This window comes from Verrucomicrobiota bacterium, assembly GCA_027622555.1.
Classification (GTDB): Bacteria; Verrucomicrobiota; Verrucomicrobiia; order Opitutales; family UBA2995; genus UBA2995.
Genome location: JAQBYJ010000233.1, coordinates 1 through 2,995, shown reverse-complemented (window position 1 = coordinate 2,995; position 2,995 = coordinate 1). Strand labels below are relative to the sequence as shown.

3 protein-coding genes are annotated in these 2,995 nt (G+C 43.5%); 2 read left to right on the top strand and 1 reads right to left on the bottom strand.

Annotated elements, in window-relative coordinates; translation table 11 throughout:
• On the top strand, positions 1–769 hold a 769-nt coding region (locus O3C43_25080; GenBank protein MDA1069764.1), incomplete at its 5' end, for a sugar nucleotide-binding protein.
• Positions 770–773: 4 nt separating this feature from the next.
• Positions 774–1,778 (top strand): dTDP-glucose 4,6-dehydratase, encoded by a 1,005-nt coding sequence (gene rfbB, locus O3C43_25075; protein MDA1069763.1) that lies wholly within the window; start codon positions 774–776, stop codon positions 1,776–1,778.
• A gap of 648 nt (positions 1,779–2,426) precedes the next feature.
• On the opposite strand, the gene O3C43_25070 is transcribed toward rfbB, so the two are convergent.
• Positions 2,427–2,552, bottom strand: coding sequence for a hypothetical protein (locus O3C43_25070; protein MDA1069762.1), 126 nt, complete (start codon positions 2,550–2,552; stop codon positions 2,427–2,429).
• Positions 2,553–2,995: the final 443 nt, after the last annotated feature.

Below are 2,995 nucleotides of genomic sequence, written 5' to 3'. Positions count from 1 at the left end.
CAATTACTATGACCCTCAAATCCTGATCGAAGCATTAAAAGCGGAGAAACCTAATGCAGTCATCAACGCCGCAGGTTACACCGGAAAACCCAACGTCGATGCATGCGAGGACGACAAAGCTAACTGCTTAATGGGAAACGCTGTCCTTCCCGGAATCATTCGAGAGGTTTGCGAGACTTTGGACATTCCCTGGGGTCATGTTTCTTCGGGTTGTATATATACTGGCAGACGGGCAGATGGGACGGGTTTTCATGAAGCGGACACGCCAAACTTCAATTTTCGCTCAAACAACAGCAGTTTCTACAGCGGAACAAAAGCACTTGGAGAAGAAGTACTGCAAGGTGCGGAAAAAGCCTACATCTGGCGTCTGCGAATTCCCTTTGATGAAAGAAACAATCCGCGCAACTACTTAAGTAAATTGCTATATTACGAATGGCTTCTCGATGCTGAGAATTCTATCTCCCAACGATTTGAATTTGTAGAAGCATGTATTGATTGTTTCCTCAAAGAAATTCCCTATGGCACTTATAATGTTACCAACCCTGGTTCCACAACTGCACGGGAGATTACCACGATCATGAAGAAACATGGGCTGGTAAGCAAAGAACTGAAATTCTTTAAAAGCGAAGAGGAATTCATGGCGAAAGCCGTCAGAGCACCACGTTCAAATTGTACCATGTCCTCAGAAAAATTAGCAAAAGCTGGGATTCAGCTCACCGAGGTTCACGATTCAATTGAAAAAGCCTGCTCGGATTGGATAGCCAAATAATAGGATGAACGTATTGGTAACAGGCGGCGCAGGATTCATAGGATCTCATTTTGTTGATCTCCTTCTTTCAGATGAAACCACTAATATAGATAAGGTGGTATGTCTGGACCTGCTCACCTACGCCGGAAGGCTCGAAAACCTGGAGCAACACAAAGACAATCCGAAATTTGTGTTCGTTAAAGGTGACATCGGCGATCAAACCCTTGTTTCGAGTCTATTGAACGAACATCAATTCGAATGGATTGTAAATTTTGCTGCCGAGACCCACGTTGACCGGTCAATCGAGGGGCCAGACGCATTTATTCAGACAAACATCGTTGGCACTCACGAGCTGCTCAAGGCTACTCTCAATTATTTCAATCCACTCTCAGCAGAAAAAAAAGAGACCTTCAGATTCCTTCACATATCTACCGACGAGGTCTACGGCTCACTCGGCCCCAACGATCCAGCTTTCACGGAGGAAAGCTGCTACCAACCCAACAGCCCCTACTCCGCATCAAAAGCTGCCAGCGATCATCTGGTCCGAGCCTACCACCACACTTTCGGCCTGCCCACCCTGATTACCAATTGCTCAAACAACTATGGCCCCAGGCAAGATGCGGAAAAATTGATACCGTTGATGATCACCAACGCCCTCGCCGAAAAACCACTACCGATCTATGGGGACGGGTTAAATGTAAGGGATTGGCTCTTTGTCGGAGACCATTGTACAGCAATCCTGAAAGTCCTCCAGAAAGGACGAAAAGCAGAAACCTACAACATCGGGGGAAATTGCGAGAAAACAAATATTGAGATAGTGGACACCTTGTGTGCGATTCTGGATAGGGCAAAACCTAAACAGAATGGTGTCAGTTACATCGACCAAAAAACATTTGTGACGGACCGGAAAGGACACGACCGCCGCTACGCCATCGATTGCAAAAAAATTGAAAGCGAGCTCACATGGTCTCCAACCGAAACATTTGATACTGGCATAATTAAGACAATTAATTGGTATGTTTCTAGATGAGTTAAGGCTAAATCCAAGGAACTGCAATTAGTCCAAGGCTATTGATCCTGAAAGAAAATCAAAAAAGACAAGACCATTCAAATCTAAGAAAACCTTGCCACCGCTATGCGTGGTACAACCACAGTAGAGCATCTTCATTTTTAAATAAACTTGAAAGAAGTCCCTCACAAAACACTTGTTGATGATGAGGGAGGCAATAATTGTACCTGGACGACTCAGAATGAAATTAAAGAGAAAATTCCCAATATGCGCGCAACAAAGAGCACTGATGAAAACGGAATTGGACAAACCATCTTCCTCAGATAAAGCGAGATTCGCGGTGCCTAGGTCGTAGCAATCAAGGCCGACCAATACGACCATTAGCGAAATGTGGTTAGGTACTGGAAATAGACCGCTCACTGACAACCATATCCGCCGACTCGTTTAAATCGACTTCACCAGCAAAGGAATATCATCCGTGGTGTACTGATTATCCGCGCCTGAGTTCAAAATCACGTTTGCCCGGAGTCGCTAACATTCTTCAACCACAGCTCAAAAAGCCTCGGCTAACCCACTATATCGAGCAAAATTAACAATGTGATTTACTCCATATCTTCTTTGCTACAGGTAAAGTTCCATCCATTCTACCATCATCCACAAGCCAACCACTCAACCGAATCCAACCCAAGCTACCTGCGTTGGAAGTTCCTTGAGCATTTCCGGAAGTGAGACTTCCTCGTTAAAGCAGAGAATCTGGATGTTGACTTCATAAATAAAGAATAGAGTCTTTGCCATAGCTGAAACGCCTATAGTGCGACCCAGACGAGAATCAGCTTCAGAGGTATAAACGGAGAAAAAGACCAACAAAAACAAAAGGAGCGTGGAACTTCCTACTCCATTTTCGAGCAAATTTTCTTAAATTACATTTATCAAATTCAATTTCAAATTATCCACCTTTGACAAAAGAATGAATCTATTGTAACATGTTTTATTAAATAACTGATAATGAATGGTTGCCTACGACTACTTTTCTACAATTTTATTCCCCGAAGCTTAATAACTATCCAACCATCTATCACCCTTGAAAGATAAATTCTCACCATTATTCCTACCTAAACTCGCAATCGTATTCGGTATTGCTGCCATAACTGTTTTGGTAGGTTGCAAGCAACCTGAATTCGTGAGATAAAATTGAATAAAAAGATGGAACCTGTTGGGGTTCAGTGGCTAAAGTAGCC